General features: G+C 66.7%; 15 protein-coding genes and 1 pseudogene. 4 read left to right on the top strand and 12 right to left on the bottom strand.

Annotated features, from left to right (window positions below):
* The first annotated feature begins 188 nt into the window (after positions 1-188).
* The 3 genes from DX116_RS18475 to DX116_RS18465 are packed head-to-tail and all read left to right on the top strand — an operon-like array spanning position 189 to position 3,804.
* The gene (locus DX116_RS18475; RefSeq protein WP_119705775.1) at positions 189-1,691 is read left to right on the top strand and encodes an aminobutyraldehyde dehydrogenase; all 1,503 of its coding nucleotides are present in this window, start codon (positions 189-191) and stop codon (positions 1,689-1,691) included.
* Complete coding sequence (locus tag DX116_RS18470; RefSeq protein WP_199716166.1) at positions 1,688-3,346, top strand: GMC family oxidoreductase; 1,659 nt, start codon at positions 1,688-1,690, stop codon at positions 3,344-3,346. Before DX116_RS18475 ends, DX116_RS18470 begins: the two co-directional genes overlap by 4 nt.
* Positions 3,343-3,804: a hypothetical protein gene (locus DX116_RS18465; RefSeq protein WP_147393722.1), complete on the top strand. Its 462-nt coding sequence runs from the start codon at positions 3,343-3,345 to the stop codon at positions 3,802-3,804. The genes DX116_RS18470 and DX116_RS18465 overlap by 4 nt, the downstream gene beginning before the upstream one ends.
* 239 nt (positions 3,805-4,043) lie before the next feature.
* On the opposite strand, the gene DX116_RS18460 is transcribed toward DX116_RS18465, so the two are convergent.
* The 4 genes from DX116_RS18460 to DX116_RS19795 all read right to left on the bottom strand — a co-directional run bounded on the left by DX116_RS18460 (position 4,044) and on the right by DX116_RS19795 (position 10,262).
* On the bottom strand, positions 4,044-5,312 hold the full coding sequence (locus DX116_RS18460; protein WP_119705773.1) for a Glu/Leu/Phe/Val family dehydrogenase: 1,269 nt from the start codon (positions 5,310-5,312) through the stop codon (positions 4,044-4,046).
* A gap of 184 nt (positions 5,313-5,496) precedes the next feature.
* The gene (locus DX116_RS18455; RefSeq protein ID WP_147393721.1) at positions 5,497-6,828 is read right to left on the bottom strand and encodes an MFS transporter; all 1,332 of its coding nucleotides are present in this window, start codon (positions 6,826-6,828) and stop codon (positions 5,497-5,499) included.
* A 5-nt stretch (positions 6,829-6,833) separates the two neighbouring features.
* Positions 6,834-8,648: a CocE/NonD family hydrolase gene (locus tag DX116_RS18450; RefSeq protein ID WP_119705771.1), complete on the bottom strand. Its 1,815-nt coding sequence runs from the start codon at positions 8,646-8,648 to the stop codon at positions 6,834-6,836.
* 1,347 nt (positions 8,649-9,995) lie between these two features.
* A complete protein-coding gene (locus DX116_RS19795) occupies positions 9,996-10,262 on the bottom strand; it encodes a hypothetical protein (RefSeq protein WP_147393720.1) in 267 nt (88 codons plus the stop codon).
* A 265-nt stretch (positions 10,263-10,527) separates the two neighbouring features.
* On the opposite strand from DX116_RS19795, the pseudogene DX116_RS18445 reads away from it, so the two are divergent.
* Positions 10,528-11,064: pseudogene (locus tag DX116_RS18445) on the top strand (gamma-glutamyltransferase); the annotation flags it as partial.
* Between the two features lie 63 nt (positions 11,065-11,127).
* Here the strand turns inward: DX116_RS18445 and DX116_RS18440 are convergent.
* The 8 genes from DX116_RS18440 to DX116_RS18405 form a co-directional block, all read right to left on the bottom strand.
* A complete protein-coding gene (locus tag DX116_RS18440; RefSeq protein ID WP_119705770.1) occupies positions 11,128-12,198 on the bottom strand; it encodes a 2-oxo acid dehydrogenase subunit E2 in 1,071 nt (356 codons plus the stop codon).
* Positions 12,195-14,534 carry a transketolase-like TK C-terminal-containing protein gene (locus DX116_RS18435; RefSeq protein WP_119705769.1) on the bottom strand — a complete coding sequence of 780 codons (2,340 nt, stop codon included), beginning with the start codon at positions 14,532-14,534 and terminating at the stop codon, positions 12,195-12,197. The genes DX116_RS18440 and DX116_RS18435 overlap by 4 nt, the downstream gene beginning before the upstream one ends.
* 94 nt (positions 14,535-14,628) lie before the next feature.
* Positions 14,629-16,152: an AMP-binding protein gene (locus DX116_RS18430; protein ID WP_119705768.1), complete on the bottom strand. Its 1,524-nt coding sequence runs from the start codon at positions 16,150-16,152 to the stop codon at positions 14,629-14,631.
* Between the two features lie 199 nt (positions 16,153-16,351).
* On the bottom strand, positions 16,352-17,314 hold the full coding sequence (locus tag DX116_RS18425; protein WP_119705767.1) for a fumarylacetoacetate hydrolase family protein: 963 nt from the start codon (positions 17,312-17,314) through the stop codon (positions 16,352-16,354).
* Positions 17,315-17,339: 25 nt separating this feature from the next.
* Positions 17,340-18,362, bottom strand: coding sequence for an MBL fold metallo-hydrolase (locus DX116_RS18420; RefSeq protein WP_199716165.1), 1,023 nt, complete (start codon positions 18,360-18,362; stop codon positions 17,340-17,342).
* Positions 18,363-18,407: 45 nt separating this feature from the next.
* Positions 18,408-19,394, bottom strand: coding sequence for an ABC transporter permease (locus DX116_RS18415; protein ID WP_119705765.1), 987 nt, complete (start codon positions 19,392-19,394; stop codon positions 18,408-18,410).
* Positions 19,391-20,926, bottom strand: coding sequence for a sugar ABC transporter ATP-binding protein (locus tag DX116_RS18410; protein WP_199716164.1), 1,536 nt, complete (start codon positions 20,924-20,926; stop codon positions 19,391-19,393). The genes DX116_RS18415 and DX116_RS18410 overlap by 4 nt, the downstream gene beginning before the upstream one ends.
* An 11-nt stretch (positions 20,927-20,937) precedes the next feature.
* Positions 20,938-21,996 (bottom strand): sugar ABC transporter substrate-binding protein, encoded by a 1,059-nt coding sequence (locus tag DX116_RS18405; protein ID WP_119705764.1) that lies wholly within the window; start codon positions 21,994-21,996, stop codon positions 20,938-20,940.
* Between the last annotated feature and the right edge of the window lie 164 nt (positions 21,997-22,160).

The following is a 22,160-nucleotide window of genomic DNA, read 5'->3' as shown; positions in this document are numbered from 1 at the left end:
CATTTGAAGTCCGGCAGACCTGAACGTCCTTCACGAGCCAGGCAACACCTGCCTTACTCATGACTCGACGGTTGCGCCGCTACGCGCTCACCACCGCTGCGATCCCTCGTCTCGGTGTCGCGCCGACGCGACCCAGCCCAGACATTCCTCACGCCGAGCTCGCGGCACCCAACACCAGGAGCACCTCCATGACTGACCACGACAGCACCGAGCTTCGCGCGGCGAGAGCGAGAGCCGTGCGACTACCGCGCACCCATTTCATCGACAATCGATTCACACCCACCACGGGGCCCTCCGCGCAGCTGGTCAACCCGGCCGATGGCACATCCCTCGGCGCCTGCGCCCTTGGTGGTGCGGAAGACGTCCATCGCGCAGTCGACGCCGCGACAAGGGCGCAACACCAATGGGCGAGGACGACCGCGGCCGAACGAGCAGGCCACCTGCTTCGTCTGGCGGACGCGATCGACGCCCATGCCGACACGCTCGTCCAGCTCGAGTCCCTGAACGGTGGCAAGCCGATCGCTGTGGCTGCCGAGGAGATCCTCGGCGCGTCCGACGCGTTGCGCTTCTTCGCCGGGGCGTGCAGAACCGCCCAGACACCCGCCCCGGGCGAGTACGTCCGAGGCCACTTGTCCATCGTGCGCCGAGAGCCCCTCGGCGTCGTCGGAGCCATCGCTCCATGGAACTACCCGCTGATGATGGCGGTGTGGAAGATCGCGCCGGCGCTGGCAGCCGGTAACACCGTCGTCCTCAAACCGTCCGAGCTCACGCCGCTGACCACCTTGATGCTCGCCGAACTCGCGGCAGACATACTCCCCGCTGGCGTGCTGAACGTGGTCCTTGGCACGGGTACAGAGGTGGGAGAGGCGATTGCCACGCACCCGGGTATCGCCCTGGTCTCTCTCACCGGAAGCGTGGCGAGCGGCCAAGCCGTGGCCCGATCCGCGAGCTCGAACCTCAAGAGGGTGCACCTTGAACTGGGCGGGAAGGCACCCGTCCTCGTCTTCGAAGACGCTGATCTTGACGAGGTCGCCCGAACCCTTCGCTCGGCGGGCCTCTGGAACTCCGGACAGGAGTGCGGAGCAGCAACGCGCGTGCTCTGCCACCAGGCAGTCCACGACGACCTGGTTGCGCTGCTGGTCGGACAGTGGCAGCAGGTCACCCTCGGCGATCCCGCCGCGGAAGCGGCCGAGCTCGGCCCGCTCATCAGCGTGCAGCACCTCGCGCGCGTCGAGGGGATGGTCCGGCAAGCACGAGAGGACGGCGCGACGATCGCCACCGGAGGTCGCCGCGTGGACCGCGCTGGCTACTTCTTCGAACCGACCATCATCACTCATGCACGTCCAGACGCCGACATCCTTGGTCAGGAGATCTTCGGACCCGTCGTCACGGTCGAGACATTCAGCGACGATCACGAAGCTCTCGCGCTCGCCAACCTCGGCAGCTACGGTCTGTCCGCGTCGGTCTGGACCCACGACCTAGGACGCTCTCTGCGAATGACCAGCGCTCTGGACTTCGGGACCGTCTGGGTCAACAGTCACCTGACCCTGGCCTCGGAGATGCCGTGGAACGGCTTCGGCATGTCCGGCTACGGCCGGGACATGTCCACGTTGGGCCTGGACGACTACACCCGTTTCAAGCACGTCGTGCTGGCCGAGAGCAGGCACGAAGACCACCAAGGAGAGCAGTGACCATTCGCCGCGGCACCTACGATGCGACCGCATTCGACGCCTCACCCGATGATGTCGCCGACGTCGTCATCATCGGAGCAGGACCTTCCGGAGCGGTCTACGCGAAGTATCTGGCGTCGTGGGGATTCCACGTCGTCTGCCTGGAGCAGGGCGACTGGGTCGGCACGGCCGAGTACACCGGCAACCGCCAAGAGTACGAGGTCTCCATGTACGGCACCTGGCACAAGAACGGGAACATCCGCAAGCTGCCCTCGGACTACCCGGTGGACACCAGCGAAGCGGACGTCATTCCCGTGATGTACAACGCCGTTGGCGGAGGCACCATTCATTACGGCGGTCATTTTCCGCGGATGCTGCCCAGCGACTTTCGAGTCAGGACGCTGGACGGAGTCGCAGACGACTGGCCGCTGACGTACGAGGATCTTGCGCCCTACTACGTCCGGACCGAAGCGGAGTTCGCTGTTTCCGCCATGCCCGGTGACCCTGCGTACCCAGATGGTCCCGCCGCCCCGAACCCGGCACTGCCCATCAATGCTTACGGTCGCAAGCTCGCCGAAGGCTTCAATGCACTGGGCTACAGCTGGTGGCCTGCGCCCAACGCGATCACGCAGTCGACCATCGGCGACCTGGTGCCGTGCGTCCGATATGGGACGTGCGAAGCCGGCTGCCCGAACGGCTCCAAGGCGAGCGTCGACATCACCCATTGGCCAGCCGCGCTCAAGGCAGGCACGACACTCGTGACGGGCGCATGGGTGAGCGAGGTGACGACGAACGCGAAGGGCCTCGCCACCGGGGTCGTGTTCTCGGACCGCAACGGCGTGCAACGACGGCTACGCACGGATCTCGTCGTCATGGCGGCCAACGGGATCGGTACGCCTCGACTCCTGCTGAACTCCACGTCCGCAGCACACCCCAATGGCCTTGCAAACTCCAGCGACCTCGTCGGCCGCAACCTCATGCTGCACCCGACCGCGATGGCTGTAGGAGTCTTCGACGAAGACATGACGTCGTGGCGCGGCCCCGCGGGACAGAACATCCATTCGTACGAGTTCTACGAGACCGATGTCTCTCGCGGCTTCGTGCGTGGAGCCAAATGGCTCTCCATGCCGACCAGCGGGCCTCTCGTCACCAGCGACTTGCTGGCACCGGCCGATCGCGACACTCGTGGTGAAGAACTCCTGGATCACATCAAGCGAGTGATGGGACATTCCGTGCTGCTCGTCATTCTCACCGAGGACCTCCCACACGAGGACAACAGAGTCACGCTCGATCCCGTAGCCACCGATCGTCACGGTGTCCCGGCGGCGAAAGTGACGTACAGGCGCGACCAGAACAACATCGACATGGTCGCATGGAACCTCCGCAAGGCCGAGGAAGCGCTTCATGCATCGGGCGCACGTGACGTTATCCTCCATGACGTCATGCCAGACCAGCCGGGGCACCTCCTCGGAACTGCGCGGATGGGCACGGATCCCGAGACCTCCGTGACCGACCCGTTCGGCCGCGCTCACGACGTGTCGAACCTCTGGATCGCTGACGGAAGCCTCTACGTCACGAGCGGAGGGGTCAACCCGACCAACACGATCGCCGCATTGGCTCTCCGGGGCGTCACCGAGCTGGTCCGCCGGGCCGCCGACCAGGAGGTGGCCTCGTGAACATGCCGCCAAACTACCGAGGGGTCTCCGAGCCCTTCACGCTCACGAGCAACCAGCACGCGACCATGCTCGACGTCGCCGCATGGTTCCTGCCCGACGGCTCCACTTTTCCGCCCGTCGACGCCGTCGACTCAGACGGATCGATCCTCGAGCTCGTCCTGCAGGAACTTCGCCCGTGGCGACGAACCATCCAGTCATGCTTGGACAGCGCGGCAGAACACGACATGGGGAGCTACCTGCAGGTACTCCAGCAGGACGACCTCGAAGCCTACGAAGCACTGAGGACCTTGGTGTTGGGCCGCTACCTGACGGCCCCAGAAGTATGGGCGGCCCTGGGATACACCGGCCGGCGCCCAAGTCCCATCGGCGTAGGCGAAGCCGAACGGTGGCTCAGCCCGGACCTCCTCCAACCCGTCCTCGACCGCGGGAAGATCTATCGGCCGACTCCGTCAGGCTGATGAGAGCACCGGGGAGCCGTCGCACACCCGATGTGCGACGGCTCCCTTCGTTCGACCCCGAGAGGGCTCTGTTCGAACGACCGCGTCGTGGCAGTGCTGAAGCGCGCCGACGTGTCCCCTGTAGATCGGCGGCTTCCCAGATGCTGTCGACCGAGCATCCGCAACCGTCGGCGCTCCTGGCGGAGGCCGGCTGAACCGTCCACTGCACCTCCACGCCACGACCAGCACTCCTGGTGGACTTAGGGGTACAGGCCGCGCGCCTGGTGAGCCTCGACGACCGTCCTGACGGCCAGCATGTTTGCGGCTGCGCGCAGCGACACGGCACGATCCTGCGACAGAGCCGACACGCGGGACCACGCAGTGTCCAGCCGCTCGGTCATGCGCTCCCGCACCTCGGTCTCCCGCCACCAGTACGCCTGATTCGCCTGCACCCATTCGAAGTACGAGACGACGACGCCACCGGCGTTGGCCAGGATGTCCGGGACGACCAGTCGTCCCTCTGCCTGCAGGACAGCGTCAGCTGCGATCGTCGTGGGACCGTTCGCTCCTTCCACGATGATCGAGGCACGGATGCGCTCGGCATTTCCTTCGTGGATGACGCCCTCCACTGCCGCAGGGACGAGGACGTCCACGGCGAGCTCCAACAACTCGTCGCGTGCCGACATGCGGTCGGCATCGGCAAAGTCGACCACCGTGCCGTGCACGGCGACGTGCTCCTCGACGGCCGGTATGTCCAGGCCCGCTCTGCTGTAGATCGCGCCGAACTGATCGCTGATCGCGACCACCGTGACGCCTTCGTCCCACAGGAACCGGGCAGCCTCGCGGCCTACCTTGCCGAAGCCTTGAACGGCAGCGGTCGACGATCCCGGGTCCAGCTCGCGAAGCTCCATGGCTCGCAGGGCCAGGTGCGCCACCCCTCGGGACGTAGCGCTGGCGCGCCCCAGTGATCCACCGAGAGCCACAGGTTTACCCGTGACGACACCGAGTTCCGTGTGTCCGTTGTTGACCGAGTAGGTGTCCATCATCCAGGCCATGACGCGGTCATCGGTGCCGATGTCCGGCGCCGGGATGTCCGTCGCAGGACCGAGGATCGGCATGATCTCGCTGGTGTACCGTCGAGCCACTCTCTCGATCTCCCCTGTCGAATAGCCGCGCGGATCGATGCGGACCCCGCCTTTCGCCCCTCCGTAGGGCAGGTCGACCAAGGCGCACTTCCATGTCATCCACATCGCCAGAGCACGCACCTCGTCGAGCGTGACGTCGCTGCTGAAGCGAAGACCGCCCTTCGTCGGACCGCGGGAGAAGTTGTGCTGTACGCGGTGACCCGTCAGGAGCTCGACCGACCCGTCATCCCGGCGCAGCGGCACCGCGACCGTCAGCTCTCGCCGTGGAGTTGCGAGGTGCTCATAGGTGGATCGGTCGTAACCCAGGAGATCGACTGTCGCCTCGAGCTGGGCGCGAGCGTTGACCAGCGGATTGTTCTGACGGGGTTCGAGCGGGCCGTTCATGCCGCTACCTGAGTGTCGTCCTTGCCAGGAACCTCGTTACTGAGCGCATTCAGTGCACCGAATCGATGGGCCTCGAGACCCATCGCTTCCTCGAGCAGGGACACCAAGAGTTCGACACGACTGGCTCCAAGAAGCTGCCGGGATGTGCCGATGCCGCGCAAGGTGGCCAGACGGGCTGGGTCTCTCACGAGGTCACGGCTCGTGAGTCGAGGGCTTTGTTGTCATGCCCGACGCGCAGTGCGAGAAACCCGCCGGCCAATCCGACGACAGCGATGGCGACCATGGGGACGGTGTCGGAACCGGCCAGGTCGCGTCCGAGACCCAGCAAGTACGGGCCCAGGAACGACCCGATCGACGCGATGGAGTTGATCAAGGCGATGCCGGCGGCCGCACCGGCTGCGTCAGCGAGTCTGACGTTGGCAATCGTCCAGATCATCGGCGCACTCGCAAGGAGGAAGGCCGCAGCGCAGGACAGGCTCACCAGCGTCATCACCAACCCCCCGTCCAGGAGCACCGACGCTGCGAGGCCCAGAGACGCCAACGTCATCGATGCGAATGCCAACCTCGAGTGATTTTGGCTCCTGTCACCCACTCGTCCTGCGATGACGGTGGCCACTACTGCGCAACCCCAAGGAATCGCCGACAGCCAACCGACGGTCCCGACGTCTTTGATGCCCTCGTCAGCGATGATCGTCGGGAGCCAGAAGATCACCGCGTAGACACCGAGGTAGTTCGTCCCAAGAAGCACACCGAGGAGCCAGACGTGCGGCTTACAGATGGCGTCCTTGAGGCGCAGGCCCAAGCTCTGTCCAGCTCGGTCTTCTCGTGAAACAGTCACGGCCTTGCGCAGGGCCTCCTTCTCGCTTGACACAAGCCAAGGCGCATCCTGTGGTGCGTTCGACATGGTGAGGAAGAAGACCGCCGCGAGGAGGACGGCAGGGATGCCTTGGATGATGAACATCCACTGCCACCCCTGGAGTGACCCTGCCTGGTGGAACGTCTCGATCATCCAACCCGAGACAGGGCCAGCCGACATGGAGGCCAGAGGACTGGCGATCACCATCAAGGACAGCGCCCGGGTCAGCCGGAGGCGAGGGAACCAGAGCGCAAGATAGAAGACCATCCCGGGGTAGAAACCCGCCTCGGCGATACCGAGCAAGATACGAGCCACGTAGAACTGGCCGGTGTTCTGGACGAAACCGGTTGCAACCGTGACGACTCCCCACGTTGCGAGGATGCGAGTGATCCAGACGCGCGCTCCCACCTTCTCCATGATCAGGTTGCTGAATGGTTCGAACAAGCAGTAGAAGATGAAGAAGATGCCAGCACCCAGACCGTAGGCACCGGCCGACAAGCCGATGTCTGCAGACATCTCCAGCTTGGCCAAGCCGATATTGGTGCGGTCGATGATGGCGATGAAGTACCCCATCCCCACGACGGGAAGGATGCGCCAGGCCACCTTCCGGTACAGGCTGTCAGGGATGTCGTGCAGCAGCGTGCGATCGCTCTCAGCCATGTCCGTCACTCCATTCCTCGAGCCGCAATTGGGAGGACACCCTCGGCGTCGCAGCTCGGCAGCCGCAGCATCGACGGCGTGCGCTGTCCATGGAGGAAGGAGAAGCGTGGGACCTGCCCGACCGGCACATGCGCGAAGTTGTCGACGTCGCACCCGCTGATGGCCAGACGGAGCCGGTGGCCCGCTCCGACCTTCCACGATGTCGGCGACAACGTCAGGCTGAAGTTCACGCCCTCGTCGGGGACGGGACACAGATCGGCCCTCCGGAAGTCACGACGAACGTTCCCATCAGTGTCGACGTAGCTAGAGCCTGCGAAGGCGAGACGCAGCGTCCCCTCCGTCACATAGCGCGCCCTACCGTCCGGATCGACGTCCTCGAGGTAGACGAACAACGCGGCATCGCGGGTTGACGTCCTCATCGTCAAGGTCAGTTCGGGGTAGCCGGTGATGGTGACCGCCGACCGCAACGGAGGCGTCGAAAACCGGTGCATCACGTCGGTGCGGCCGTCCCAGTCGGCGTAGTACTCATCGACGCGCGGAAGGACACCGAGCCGATGCCTGGTGTCGCTCCCAGATGTCGCCCGCAGGTCCACTTCATAGGACGTCTCTCCCTCGTGCGGCGGCGTGGGCAACAGTTCCGCTTCCGGCGTCAGGAACAGCTCGTGCCGGTGACTGGTGGACGGAGGAAAGTTCTCAGAAGACTTCCACTCCCCCGCTCCGAGGGTGTAATAGCGGACCCTGGCTCGTTCCCCGAAGCCGTTCGCCCGCCCCCTGAGGTAGTGGTCGAAGAAGTCCAGGTACTCCTGATCGAGCGAGAAGTCGAAGCTCGCATCCGCTTCGAACGGGCTGACGTTCGCGTTGTAGGCGCAGTGATCCCACGGCCCGATGAGCAGATGCGTCGCGTCGCCCGCGCGTGCGGCAGCGCGGCGCACCGCCCCGTCGCAGTACCCGGCCCCGTCGAACCACCCGGACACCGCGAGAACGGCAGCGCTCGTTCCCGTCGCGTACGCGCTCGGGCTGATGGCCTCAGCAGTCAGCTCTTCTTGGAAGGGGGGTGCATCGTCACGGCACGAGATCTGACGGATGTAGTGGGCCATGTCGAAGTTGGCTTGATGACCCAGGACCGCCTCGCGCAACAGCGCGCCGTCGATGTCGGCATCGACCGATGCCGGCCCAGTCATCGGCACTCCTTCATACAAGGGGAAGGCGGACAGGGCCTCGCGGTCGTCCGTGTCGAGAGCCCGGACCATCGGTCCGTATTGATCTGTCAGAGTCCGAGAGAGAAGACCCCCGGGATAGAACATGTCCGTGTACGTGTCCCAGATCGCGAAGCCCGGCACGACAGCCTTCACAGCCGGATGCTGGGTGGAAGCAAGGAAGTCCGCGGCGGCGCCGGAGTATGAGGCCCCGAAGGCGCCGACCGTTCCGTCCGACCAATCCTGCGCGACGACCCAGTCGGTGACGTCGTAATAGTCGTCGCGCTCCTGCGGCGATCGGAACGCCGGCCGCGTGCCGAAAGATGCTCCCGTGCCTCGTACGTCGACGATGACCAACGCGTACCCGTGCCCGCAGAAGAACTTCACATCCTTGTCCACTTGGTGCGACAGCCGCGAGCCGTCGTCCGGGCCTGCCATCCGGCGGTAGTACGGAGTGAAGACGAGGAGACTTGCCAGCCTCTGTGGCCTGCCGGGAGGCAGGTAGATGTCAGCAGCCAACCGCGTGCCGTCGCGCACCTCGATGTAGATCGACGCGAACCGCTCGATCTGATCGTCGGGAGGGTATGAATCACGTCGTGTCGGATCCACGGTCGTCGTCGCCATCGCTCACGTCCTGACTGAATGTCGCGCCGGAGTCGGCGCTGGGTGGAGCACCCGGTGCCGGGCATCTGAGTCGTGCCGACAATCTTACGAGTTCAAATGTTCGTGCGTCAATAATTATCGTCAGATATGCGCCGCCTGCCCGAAGTTCACCCTGGCGCTCGTCACGCCGTTCTCGTCGGCTCGGCCGCCACGGATGGCCACCCGCTTCTCCACGCGCCGCAGCATGTCCCCGCTCGTGGAGGCCAGGACACCCCGGCCGGCTGACCCGCTACTCGCGCTCGCGGCTCATGGCTGCGCTTCCCCCGGGCGACCAATCGATCGGCAAACACTGAACGCCTTCCAGATCATGTCCGGAAGGCCTTGAGATGAAGCTGCAGTCGCAACCTCGTGTGGCACCGGGGACAGGATTTGAAGTTGGCCACGCGGCTTCTTTGTTTGGCCAGTGATTGCAACACCTACAGGCTGCCGCGGGCTGGTTTTGCCAATGGCGGACGTGGATGGAAGGTCACGGGATACGACGGATGCCGGGCCACGCGGAGGTCACGGCCCTAGGGAGCAACGACCTGTTCGTCGGCTACCTCGACGGAGGCGACCTCAGGCAAGGCACCATCGTCCTCTACTCCTACCAATGGGGCCGCTCTATCCGCCACAGCATCGGCACCAAACCCGTCACCGACCTGACCGCCACCGATGTCGCCATCTGGCACATCACCCTCGCGGCCGGTGCCAGACATCGGGAGCAGTCCGAGGACCTCCTGAGCGCTGTGCCCGGCCTCGGCGTAGAACACCGAATGATCACATTCAACCCGGCCGCCCGGACGCGCCGCGAGACGAACAGCCGCGGCACCAGCTCCCAGGCACGCGCACCATCTGCTCGCCGCGACCGATGTCGCCCTGCTCGTCAAGGCCATGCTGGCGCAGCGGTCCTTCGCGGTCTCGATCTCAGCTCGGTGCGGCTCCGTGAAGATGAACTCTTTGCTCTGCGCACTCAGACCTCACCATCGTGCGGGACGACCAGAACCACATCACTGCGGCAACGTGTTCGCCAGTCGGTCAGTAGTCCCGACACCTGCCCCGCGAACGCATCCAAAGGCTCCGGGTTCTCCCGAACCAGGGACACCGTCGGCCATCCCCATGGAAGTGGCACGCCCTGCGCCATCACCCGCGCCGAGCTGCCGCTACGACCCGCAACGTCTGCGGTGTGAGTCGGCGAAGCCACTCGACGTCGCCCTCGTCCGATGCCACCGTGGGCGCGTAGCAACGATGTCGCATGACTACGCCTGATTCGTATTCCAGTCCGCCGACGTGCGATGGGCCGGGACTCGCACGTTCCGTCGCACGGTCGCATCATGGTTGGACGCCACCGGCGCTGTGCTTGCCGAGATCGCCAACCAGCTCCGTCACGCGGACGTCAATGTCACAGCACGGTTCGTGGGGCGCAAGACCGCGCCGACTCGTGCCGCCGACGTGATGGCCCTCCCGAAGAAGCGCGTTCTGCGGATCGTTCTTGGGGAGTAAGTCGGGAATCAGCCCGATAAGAAACAGGGCCTGATCAGCATCTCTGCCGATCAGACCCTGTTCGTGGTAGCGGGGACAGGACTTGAAGCTGGTCACGCGGCTGCCTAGTTTGCCTTGAGATGGTGAGGATTACAGGCTGCCGCGGGCCCATCCTGGTCGTGGCAGAACCGGACAGAAGGTCACGGGATATGACGGGCGTCAGGTCACGCTGAGGTCACGCCCCCTAGAGGGCCCCTTGTCGCCGAGGTCACACAACTCTCATTTCACGGTGCGAACTGCGCCCGCCGTCGCGCGCGGACGACTGCTTCAGTGACGGTTCATCCGTAGACCAGGTTTGGTCGACCGTCTCAGGGAGCTGCCCATGCCTGTCACGTCGCACGCCCCGTTCAGCGCCCGGCCGGAGCTGACCGGCACATTCGGCATGAGCGCCACAACCCACTGGACGGCAACGGCGACGGCGCAGTCGGTGCTGGAGCGCGGTGGCAATGCTTTTGACGCGGCCGTCTCGGCGGCCTTCGTCCTGCACGTCGTCGAACCGCACCTCAACGGGCCGGGCGGTGATCTAGTCGCACTGGTCGCGCCCGTCGAAGGAACACCCAAGGTGCTGATGGGCCAAGGGCCCGCACCCAGCGGAGCCTCGATCCAGCACCTGCGCGACGAGGGGCTCACGATGGTGCCAGGTTCCGGCGCCCTGGCCGCCGCGGTGCCGGGCGCGGTCGACGCGTGGCTCCTGATGCTGCGCGACCTCGGGACGTGGGAGCTGGAGGACGTGCTGTCGTACGCCATCTTTCATGCCACGACCGGACAGCCGGCACTGGACAACGTCGCTCGAATGATCACGACCGTGCGGGAGCTGTTCGAGCAGCACTGGCCCACCTCGGCGCAGCAGTGGATGCCGCACGGCGCGCCACCGATGCTTCCAGCGAGGCCGACCACGGCCTGCGCGCCGCTCATCTGTTCGTCAGATGTCGAAGGACGCGCGTTCGAGCCTCGCCTTGACGTCGGAGAGGTATCGCGCGGCGTCGGCGCCGTCGACGACACGGTGGTCGTACGTCAGGGAGAGGTACACCATGCTGCGGATCGCGATGCTCTCGTCCACGCCCTCCCGGCCATGGACCACGGGGCGGCGGGTCACGACCCCGGCGCCCAGGATGGCGACCTGGGGCTGATTGATGATGGGCGTGTCCATCAAGGCGCCCCTGCTGCCCGTGTTGGTGATCGTGAAGGTCCCGCCGGTCAGGTCGTCGACGCCCACGCGGTTGGTCCGTGTGCGCTCGGCGAGGTCGGCGATCCGTGCCGCGAGCTCCGTCACCGTCATGGAACCGGCATCTCGGATGACGGGCACGAACAACCCTTTGTCCGTGTCCACGGCGATCCCGAGATGTTCCGCGGCGGGATAGGTGATGGTCCCGGACTCGATGTCCACCGTGCTGTTCACCTGCGGATACGCCTGCAGGCCGCCAAGGGCAGCCGCCGCGATGAACGGGAGGTACGACAGCTTGACGCCCTCGCCGGGCGTCAGCGAGCTGTTGTGCTGCCGTCGCAGCCTCCCCACCTCGGTGACGTCGACCTCCACGATCGTGGTGAGCTGCGCCGAGCCCTGCAGGGACGCGACCATCCTGCTGGCGATCGTCTTCCTGAGCCGTGTCATCTTCTGGGTCGTGCCCTTCAGGGCGACGTCTCCGACGGACGAGTCGTCGTCGGGCAGCGGGCCTGCAGGAGCCGGCGGCTCTGCCGCGGGGACGTGAGGGGCAGGCGCGTCCGGTGCGACCGGTGCCGGCTCTTGCACTTCGACCGCGATGACCGCGATGACGTCGCCCACGGCAGCAACGTCGTTCTCCTCGACGCGGATCTCGAGCAGCACCCCCTCGGCGGTGGACTCGATCTCCGAGTCCACCTTGTCGGTGGAGACCTCGACCAGTGGCTCGCCCAGGGCGATGGCATCGCCCACGGCCTTCAGCCACACCGAGATGGTGGCGCTCTCGATGGCTTCTCCGAGCGCGGGCAGCACGACAGGAACGTTCACGGTCATCGGCCGATCAGGGTGAGCGCCGCGTCGGCGATCGCGCCGGTGTCGATGCCGTGGAGTCGGTAGGCGTCCTCGAGGCCGGTGGACTGGCCGAAGTCGGTGACTCCGAGGCAGCGGATGCGGTCGCCGCGGGCTCCGGCGAGGAACGACAGCGTGTGCGGGTGGCCGTCCAGGACGGTCACGAGTGGTGCCGGGCACGACGCGGGGAACAGGGTGCTGATGATGTCGTCGCCGCGGGTCTGGCCGATGGACCCGCGCTGGTTGAACGACCGGAACACCAGATCAGGGCTCGTCAGGCAGACGACTCCCGCCGTGATCCCTTGGTCGGCCAGCGCGTCCGCAGCCGCGATGACCTCCGGCAGGATCGCGCCGACCCCGACCAGGGTGACCTGCTCGTCGGCTGGGTCGTGGGTCGTGATGCGGTACCCACCGGCGACGGCCTGCCGGCGACGTCGCTCCAGCATCACGTCGTCCTCGGGCAGCGACGCCAGCGCCTGGTCGACCGGTCTGGTCGACAGCCGGAAGTACGACGACGTGCCGCCCTGGATGCCGACCTGGGCCATCGCGGCGAGCATGCACCACTCCAGGTCCTGGGCGAACACCGGTTCCCAGGCGATGCACTCGGGCTGCTCCAACCCGATCGACGGAGTGGTGATCGACTGGTGCGCCCCACCCTCAGGGGCCAGCGTCACCCCCGACGGGGTGCCGATGATGATCGACTGCCCACCCGAGTAGATCCCGTACGACCAGGGCTCGAGTGCCCGAGAGACGAACGGGTCGTAGAGGGTCGCGATGGGGATCAGCCGCTCGCCCCAGCGTGACCAGGTGGCGCCGAGCTCGCCCAACAGGCTCACGAGGTTGACCTCGGCGATGCCCAGCTCGATGTGCTGGCCGCTGGTGACCTCGGACCACTTGAGGACCCGCTCGGTGTCGTCGGCGAACCAGTCGAGCCGGTCCTGCACCGACCACACCCCGGTCTTGTTGATCCAGCCGCCCAGGTTCGTCGATGACGCGACGTCGGGGCTGCACGTCACGACGCGGGCCGCGATCTCGGGTGCCGACCGCTTGAAGTCCGCGAGGAAGCGGCCCAGAGCGGCTTGCGTCGAGACCGGTGCCTTGTGCGACCGCCCCAACCGGACCGGGACCTGTCCCGTCGGCTGCGTGACGACAGGGGCGCGCGCCATGTCGGAGCCTCGCGCGTCGCACAGTCTCGCCGCCGGCGACCCGGCCGCGAACCTGGCCCACGGGTGGTCCACGTCCGCGCCCGAGACTCGCGCCAGCTCCAGCATCTGCTCGCCCGTCAGCAGCGCCGAGTGGTTGTTCGGATGGCCCTCGGTCGGCAGACCACGCCCCTTGACGGTGTAGGCGAAGATGATCGTCGGGCGGGTCGAGTCGACCGTCCGGTACGTGTCCAGCAGCAACCCGATGTCGTGGCCGCCCAGATCACGCACCGCATGCGCCAGCTCGGCCGCCGACAGCGAGACCAGAAGTCCTCGCAGCTGCTCACTCCCGTTCGGGCCGATGATGCGGTCGGCGATCTCGGACGAATCCACGCGCAGCAGCCGCTGGTACTCCTCGTTCGGCATGTCCTCCAGACGCCGCCGCAGCTCATCGCCCCCAGGCCGCCCGAACAGCTCCGCGATCGCTCGACCCCACTTCAGGGTGATCACCTGCCATCCGGCCGCCTCGAACATCCCCATCAGACGATGGATCTGGACGTCAGGCACGACTCGGTCGAGTGACTGTCGATTGAGGTCGACGATCCACAGCAGCTCGCCGAGGCGCGCGACGGACGGGTCAGCGACGGCCTCCCAGATCGCCCCCTCGTCCAGCTCGGCGTCACCCAACAGGCTCACGAACCGGCCTGCCGGAGGGGCAGTCGCGAAGTGTGAGCTCACGTACCGGTGCGACATCGCCGCCCACAACGCCGCCGTCGCGCCGATACCCACAGAACCGGTCGAGAAGTCGACCGTGTCCGGATCCTTGCGACGGCTCGGATACGACTGCAGACCACCCTTCGCCCGCAACGTCGACAGGTACTTCTCATCCAGGTCGCCCAGCAGGTAGTTGATGGCGTGGAGAACCGGCGACGCGTGCGGCTTGACCGACACCCGGTCGATGCTCGTCAGCTCCGAGAACCACAACGACACCATGATCTCCACCATCGACGCGCTCGACGCCTGATGCCCACCCACCTTGACACCCGACTCGTTGGGGCGTCCTCGGTTGGCCGCGTCGACGATGGCAGTCGAGATCCACCTGGCCCGCTCCGCGACCTGCCGCAGCAGGTCTGTGTCGGTCGACTCGCCCGAGGCATTGGACGGACTGGTCTGTGTCATGGCGATCCTTCGTGGTTGAGGTCGTGCAGAACTGCGCGCATCGACATGGGTCGATCGCGTCTCGCACCGTGCCGGTGCGCGAGGGCCGGTGGAGCTAGTTCACCTGTACGGTGCGGTCGCGCCAGTAGGGCTGACGCAGCTTGAACTTCTGGAGCTTGCCCGTCGCGGTCCGTTCCAGGTTCTTTCTGAACTCGATGCGCTTGGGGCACTTGTAGCCGGCAAGTCGTTCACGGCAGTGCTGCATCAGCTCCGACTCGTCGACGTGCTCGTCGGTCACGAGCAGCGCCGTGACGAGCTCCCCCCACTTCTCGTCGGGGATGCCGATGACCGCCGCCTCGCGCACGGACGGGTGGGACAGGAGCACGTCCTCGACCTCGATGGAGGAGACATTCTCGCCTCCCGAGACGATGACGTCCTTCTTGCGATCGACGATCGTCAGGTAGCCGTCCTCCAGCACTCCTCCGTCACCGGTGTGAAACCACCCTCCGACCTGAGCATCCGCCGTCTGCTGGTCCATCTCCCAGTAGCCGGCCATGCACTGGTTGGCTTGGGCGAGCACTTCGCCCGAGGGGTCAGTGGCCAGGCGAACCCCGAGGGCCGGGGCGCCCTGCCGGCCCAGCAGCCGCGCCTGTCGCTCCCGCGGCTCGTCGCGCCACTCGGCCCGCATACGGTTTACGGTCAGCAACGGGGACGTCTCGGTCAGGCCGTAGATCTGGATGAACTCCCAGCCCAGCTCGTCCCTGATGCGCTCGATCGTCCTGGTGGGCGGTGGCGCGCCAGCCACGACGGCCCGCAGTCTGGCCCGGCCGGGCACCTCACCCTCCCAGTCCCGCGCTGCTTCGAGCACGGCCGTCAGCACGGCAGGCGCGGCGCACAGGAGCGTCACTCCGTGGCGCTGGACGCGCCGGAGGATCTCCGCGCCGTCGACCTTGCGCAGGACGACCTGCTCGACTCCCATCGCACTCGTCGCGTACGGCATCCCCCACCCGTTCGCGTGGAACATCGGCAGCGTGTGGAGGTAGACGTCATCATCGTTCAAGCCGACGTGCCAGCCGAACGTGGTCGCGTTCAGCCACAGGTTGCGGTGGGTCAGGACGACCCCCTTGGGCTTCGACGTGGTGCCCGAGGTGTAGTTGATCGTGGCCGGTGCCGACTCGTCACCCGGCCAGTGCCGGGGCTCGCCCGTGCGGTTCCAGAGCAGGTCGTCGGTGTCGCCGAAGACGATGGTGCGGACCGGCAGGTCCGGATCCACCAGGTGGACGAGCTCGGGATCGACGAGCAACACCTCGGCACCTGACTGCTGCAGGATGTAGTCGACCTCGGGACGAGCGAGGCGGAAGTTGACCGGCACGAGCACGCGGCCCCAGCTCGACACGCCGAAGAAAGAGATGAGCAGCCGGGCTGAGTTCTGCGAGAGCACGGCGACGCGCCCTCCGACCGGCACGCCCATGTCGTCGAGCGCGACGGCCTGCGAGCGAGCGAGACGGTCGACGTCCCGGTACGTCAGGCTGCCCATTGAGGGCGCGGGCTGATCGGCTTCGTCGACCACGGCGACGCGCTCGGGGTAGACGTTCACCGCTCGGTCGAGAAAGTCCTTGATGGTCAGCGGGAACTCCATGGTCGACCTCCTGGTTCACGTTCGCGGGGCAGCTCGAGCTCCTGCAGCGAGACTCCGTGCGCCAGTGCGCACGCGCTCATCGCCTCGATGAAGGAAGGCGCCTCGTGGGTGTCGCGCGGAGCTCCTGAGACGCGCTCCTCGTGGTTCGACACGTGTGGGCGCCCGGCCCGGCGGATGCCCAGCCATCGGGCGAAGGCGCTCACCGGCGGGCGGCTTCGGTCCGGTAGATCTCGGTGCCGCGGGCCGGCTGCGAGCGGACGACGATCGTCGATCGCTGCGTCCCGAGCCCGTCGACCTCGAGCGTGACGACGTCACCGGGAGCCAATGGCGAGTGGGCGTCGTACCCCTTGTTGCCCCACGCCTCGGCCAGGCATCCGTCCCCGGCCGTGCCGGACCCGAACACGTCGCCCGGGCGCACCTCGGTACCGCGCGACGCGTAGGCGATCATCTGTCCGTAGCTGAAGGCCATGTTCGACCACGTGTCCGTGCCGATGAGCTCGCCGTTCACATACGCACGCATGGACAGGTCGAAGGCCGTTCCGTGCCTGAAGGGTTCCAGCTCGTCCGGCGTGACGAACCAGGGTCCCATCGAGGTCGCCGAGTCCTTGCCCTTCGAGGGGCCCAGGCGCACGGTCATCTCCTTGAACTGGATCGAACGAGCAGACCAGTCGTTGAGAATCATGTAGCCGGCGATGAGGTCCTCGGCCTCGGCGACGCCGAGGTCCCGCCCCGACCCGCCGACGACGGCGGCGACCTCGAGCTCGAAGTCGAACAGCGTCTCCTCGGGCGGCAGCGGCACGTCGTCGTAGGGGCCCACGGTGGCGTAGGGGTTGGTGAAGTAGAAGATCGGCGCGGTGTACCACTGCTCCGGCACCGTCGCTTCGGGATCGGCCAGCCGGATGGCGCCCTCCACGTGCTGCTCGAAGGTCATGAAGTCCCGAACCGTCGGTGGCGTCGGGATCGGTGCCAGCACCTCGAGCGTGTCGGGCGACAACCCTTCGCCGAGCTGCGCCAACGCGTCTTCACCCGCTCGGCGCAGAGCGTCTCCGCCTTGGCGCAGCAGACCCAGGAGCGTGGTCCCCTCAGCGAGGGCGTGGACCGTGTCTCCGTCGGCGACGGCCAGCCGCTCGTCGCCGTCGTCGGAGAATGTCATGAATCGCATGTCGTGTCCTAGTCGCGTGGGTCGGTCAGACCGATGTCGGGAGGGGAGAGCCGTTGTAGAGCACTGCGTCCTCGAACGCCGCGAGGAGGTCGAACGGCCAGTCGGACGTCTCCGCGTACGCGCGGTGCAGGTTCAGCACGACGCGCTCGGAGTCGGGCAACGACGCGAGGTCACCGAGATCGGAACGGCGGGCCGCCTCCAGCGGGGAGAGTCCAGCCGCCAAGCCGTCCCGGGCCGTGCTCTGGATGAACCGGTAGTACCTGCGGTGGGTCTCCAGGACCGCATCGAGGTCTTGGCGCCGGAGGACGCCTCCGTGGCCCGGCACCACGACGTCAGCGTCGAACTCCGCCATCCAGTCCAACGCACGGAGAGCACCGTCGAGAGACCCCATGAAGACCAGCGGCGTGACGCCGTGGAACAGCAGGTCTCCTGCGAAGAGGACGCCCGCGTCCGGCACGAACGCCACCGAGTCGCCGGGGGTGTGCGCCGCGAATCCCGGATGGAGGACGTGCACCTCTCTGGTCCCACTGTGGAGTACGAGCCGGTCCTGATAGGTGACGGTCGGCAGCCGCTTGGTCACATGGCCCCAGTCGGGGACCGGGCTCCAGAACGGCGGACACCCGTCGATGATCACGTCATCGGCCAGACCGAGCCTCATCAGCGCGTGCCCGACGATGCTGGTGGTGGCCGGCAGGAGGCTGTTGCCGTGTGTGTGGTCGCCGTGGAGATGGGTGTTGACCGCGAAACGGATCGACGCGTCGGGCCGCACCGCCGTCACGTGATCCAGGAACCGCCTGGTCCGTGCTTCGGTGGCGCAGGTGTCGACGAGGACGTCGCCGTCGTCGCCTGCGATCAGGCCGGCGTTGTTGATCCACCAGGACCCATCGCCCTGGGTCCACGCCCACACACCGTCCGCGACCTCGGTCAAGAGGCCGTCGTCCACGATGGATCGCTCACTCATGTGGGAGTCCTTCCGGTCCTGTCCGCAGCGACGCGGCGCAGTGGCCGTGCTGGCCTCTCCGAACGTACGGCTCCCGTTGGCCGCCAACCACACCCTGATGGAGCCACCCAGGTCGCCTCGACAGCGCGGGCGTCATCGACGCCGAGCCTGGGCGTCGATGGCCGCGGCGACCAGGATGATGCTTCCGTAGACGATGTTCCCGTACAGCGGATCCAGGTCGAGCAGGTTGAAGCCGTTGTCGATGAGGGAGAGGAAGACGACCCCGACCACCGTCCTCCACACCGCACCGTCCCCTCCCCAGATGCTGGTGCCTCCCACGACCACGGCGGCGATGCTGATGAGCACGAGGTTCGAGCCTGCGGTGACCGGGACGCTCCCGGACTGCGATGCCGACAGGATGCCCGCGATCGCGGCGCCGAGTCCGCTCACGACGAACGTCGCCGTCCGGATGCCGGTCACCGAGACGCCGGAGAGCTGAGCGGCGACGGCACTGCCTCCCGCCGCGTACATGTAGCGGCCGTAGATCGATCGGGCCAGCACGTAGCCGAGCAGGAGCGCCCAGACGATGAACACCCAGGTCATCAGGTCGAGTCCCAGGAACTGGCGAGCAGACATGGTGATGAAGGAGATGTTGGTCGTGTCGGTGTTCTCGCCGCCGGTGATCACCAGGATCACGCCGCCGATGACCAGGCTCGAGGCCAGGGTCGCGATGAACGAGTTCACGCCGAATCGGGTGACGATCACGCCGTTGAGCAGGCCCAGGACCATTCCGGTGAGCAGACCCGCAGCCACTCCGACGGGCATCGACGAGCTCTCGACGACCAGCACCGTGACGATTCCAGAGGCTGCGAAGATCGCACCCACCGACAGGTCGAAGTTGCCGGCCACGATCAGCAGGGTCGCCGCGCTGGCCATGATGCCGAGGATGGCCGACTGGCTGGCGACGTTGCGCAGGTTCACGGCGGTGAAGAAGTTGTCGGCCGCGAACGACAGGTAGAGGAACAGGAGCACCGACAGCAGGAGGACGGCGTACTCCCTGGCCACCTTGGCCGGCGAGACGTCTCGGAGGATCTTCTGATGCGCTGCGCGCAGCTCGACGCGGTCCTGGTCGACGGTCATGATGCGGCCGCCGTTCCGAACGCGTGTCCCAAGATGGTCTCTGCCTGCACCGACTCGTCGGCGAGCTCGCTCACGATCTGTCCCTTCCTCATGACCAGCACACGATGTGCCAACCCGATGACCTCTTCGAGCTCCGAGGAGATGATCAGCACGGCCATGCCTTGCTGGGCCATCTCGGCGATGAGCTCATAGATGCGCGCCCTGGCGCCGACATCCACGCCCTGGCTCGGCTCGTCCGCGATGAAGATCCTCGGCGACGTCATGAGCCACTTCGCGAACATGACCTTCTGCTGGTTGCCGCCCGAGAGCGTCCCGACCGGGGCATCCGCGGCCGATGCGCGGACGCCGACCTTCTCCAGCATGGCGCCGACCGATTGCCGCTCGGCGCTCCTGCTCACCCGGGAGAATCGGGTGAGGCTGCTCAGCCGGGGGATGCTGATGTTCTCGGTGACCGACCGTTCCAGCAGCAGACCGAGCTCCTTGCGGTTCTCGGGCAGCATGGCGATGCCGGCATCGATCGCCGCGCGCACCGACGTGATGCGGGTCCGCTCGCCGTCGATCTGGACGACGCCGTCGTGCGCATCCGCGCCGAAGACCGCCCGTGCCAGCTCGCTGCGCCCGCTTCCCACGAGGCCTGCGATCCCGACCACCTCCCCGGGCCAGATCTCGAAATTCACGTCTCGCAGCCCCGTCGACGAGCTCAGCTCGGCGACCTTCAGCGCAGGCGTCCCGGTACGACTCGGCGTGGACTTGACCGGGTACTCGGACGCGAGGTGCTGGCCCAGCATCGACGTGACGAGGGAGTCAGCGGTCTCCGACTCGGACGGACCGGTCCGGACGAACCGCCCGTCGCGCAGGACGGTGATGTTGTCGCAGACCGCCAGGACCTCGTCGAGGTGATGCGACACGAACACGATCGTGCGACCCTCGGCGGCCAGTCGGCGTGTCGCCGCGACGAGCTGTCGCGCCTCGTCGGAGCTCAGGGCGGCCGTCGGCTCGTCCATGACGATCAGGCGTGCGTCCCGGGCCACGGCCCGCAGGATCTCTGCCTTCTGCTGCTCGCTCTTGCGAAGCGTGCCCAGGCGCGCCCCAGGGTCGAGCGAGAACCCGACCTGCTCGCTCAGCTCCAGGAACCGTGACCGCAGCTCCTTGTGGTCGACAGCGAGTCCGCGGCGGGGTTCGCGGCCCAGCATGACGTTCTCGGCGACGGTCAGGTGGGGCACCACCGCCAGCTCTTGGGCCACGATCGAGATGCCGTGTGCCAAGGCGTCCGCGGCGCTGCGAAGACGAAGAGGATCGCCGTCCACCCACATCTCTCCGGCGTCGGGAGCGACCACTCCTGCCACGATCTTGCCCAGGGTCGACTTGCCGGCGCCGTTCTCACCCACCAGACCACGCACCTCGCCGGCCTCGATGGACAACGAGACGCCCTTGAGCGCGTGGATCGCTCCGTACCTCTTCTCGATCCCCTCGACGGTGAGCGCCAGCCCCCGGTGGGCGACCGAGGACCGCTCGCTCGCAGCGTCGAGCACGGTGTCGACATTCACTGGGTGTACTCGCCCTCGAAGTCGGGGAAGTCCTTGAGGTTCGTCTGGGTGATGGCTCGCGGAAGACCGGCGGACTCGAGGGGGTCAACGGAGGTGGGGATCTTCTTGCCGCGCACGACGTCCGCGGCGAGTCCGACAGCGATCTTCATCTCCGTGGCAGGCAGGTTGACGATGGTGCCGTAGACCTCGCCGCGTCGCATGGCGGCCATGACGTCCTGGCTGCCGCCGGCCGTGGCGATGAGGACATCCTCGCCCGGCGCCTTGCCCTCGGCCTTCAACGCGGTGATCGCGCCCGAGGTCCCCTGAGTCGCGTAGGACAGGATGAGGTCGAGGCCTGGGTCCTTCTGCAGGAAGGTCTTCGTGGCAGTGACGGCAGCTCCGACCTCGGTCTCCGACGAGACCTCGCCGACGAGCTTCAAGTTGGTGTGCACCTTGAGTGCTGCGCTGAGCTTCTTGTCGATGATCGCGTCGCCCTGCGGGAGGCTCTTGGTGGTTCTGAGCCAGCCGATCTCGCACGGATTCTTGTTCGCGCAAGCCGGGACGACGATGTCGTCGATCAGGGTGTCCACCTGCGTGTCGAGGGGGACGAGGACCTGCGACAGCACGCCGGGCGTGGTCGGCTCGGCATGGGCAGTGTCCGTGCCGATCGGACCGAACATCCCGATGACCGGGACGCCGGCGGCCTTCGCCGCCGTCGCGCAGGCGACGCTCGCCGAGGGGATGGCCGAGTTGATCACCATGACGTTGTACTTGCGGGACGCGATCGCGTCTTTGCACGAGGAGACCGTCTTCGCGGGGTCGAACACGGCGTCGTACATCTTGGCCTTGACGCCGAGCGTGGCCGTCTCACCGGTCAGGGCGTCGTTGCCCGCCACGCAGTACGGGGCAGCCGTGCAGTTGAGCACGGCCACGTTGACCTTGCTGTCGGCGTCGCCCTTCGCAGCGGCTCCCCCGCCGTCCGAGGTCGCGGCACATCCCGTCAGGCTCAGGACGACGAGGGCGCCTGCGACGGCCGCTCGGCTCACGAGGCGCGGCTTGCCTGGGAAGTGACTCATTCTTGCTCCTAGATCGTGGGGGCACCCCGAGACGGCCCTGGCGCGAGGATCAACTCCTGTTGACTCGTCACAGGGACGTTAGAGCGCCGATGTGATCTCAACCACACCCTGCGAGAGCCACCCACGTTTCGTCCGAGGATCCAACGACGTCGCGCCACCGTCGA

This window comes from Aeromicrobium endophyticum (assembly GCF_003586285.1).
In the GTDB taxonomy this organism is placed as follows: Bacteria; Actinomycetota; Actinomycetes; order Propionibacteriales; family Nocardioidaceae; genus Aeromicrobium; species Aeromicrobium endophyticum.
This window is presented reverse-complemented; position numbering and strand designations above follow the sequence as displayed.